At 59.0% G+C, this 686-nt stretch carries 2 protein-coding genes; one reads left to right on the top strand and one right to left on the bottom strand.

The window, feature by feature from the left end:
• A partial coding sequence (locus tag AC1D0I_RS32830) for a RidA family protein (protein ID WP_477400222.1) occupies positions 1–385 on the bottom strand: 385 nt, incomplete at its 3' end.
• Here AC1D0I_RS32830 and AC1D0I_RS32825 point away from each other — a divergent pair.
• Positions 279–686: hypothetical protein (locus AC1D0I_RS32825; RefSeq protein WP_477400223.1), on the top strand; the 408-nt coding region annotated here is incomplete at its 3' end. The genes AC1D0I_RS32830 and AC1D0I_RS32825 overlap by 107 nt on opposite strands.

The following is a 686-nucleotide window of genomic DNA, read 5'->3' as shown; positions in this document are numbered from 1 at the left end:
CAGCGATGGCGCTGATCTCGATCAGATATTCGGGCTTCACCATCTTGCTGACCTCAACCATTGTCGACGCAGGGGCCTCGTTCGGAAAATATTCGCGGCGTACCTTATGGATCGCGTCAAAATGCTCGATGTTGCGGACATAGACGTCTACCCGGCAGATGTCCTCCAGTGTGCCGCCGGCCTCCTCCACGGCCGCCTTGACGTTATCGAGAACCTGGCGCGTCTGGATTGAAACGTCGCCGATGCCTGCGATTGTGCCGTCTGCCTTGCGAGCAGTCATGCCGGAGATGAATAGCAGCTTGCCCTTGGCTTCCGCGATGCTGGCCTGCGAAAAATGGCCGTTCGGAACTGCCAGTTTGCTGGATGTGATTGATTTCTTGGGCATGTCGGCCTCGCTAGGTTGGAATGGAAAACGGAAATGGCACGTTGGCTCGCTGAGCCGCCTGCTCAAGGCTACGCAGCGTCGCCGGATCAACAGGACAGTCCTTTTCGGCGAGCCGCCGCGCATTGTTGGCGGGATCGCCCGGCGCCATTACTGGAGAAGCAGGATCAACCGGGCGCGAGGTCCGGATGCGCTCTACCACCTCGCCGACCAGTCCCTCGAAAGACGCAGGCGAGCGGAACGCAACGACCTGGATTTCAAGGAAGAAATGCGCGCAGTCATAGGGTTGGCCTGGATCACCATA

The organism is Mesorhizobium sp. P2_D1, from assembly GCF_056404455.1.
This window is presented reverse-complemented; position numbering and strand designations above follow the sequence as displayed.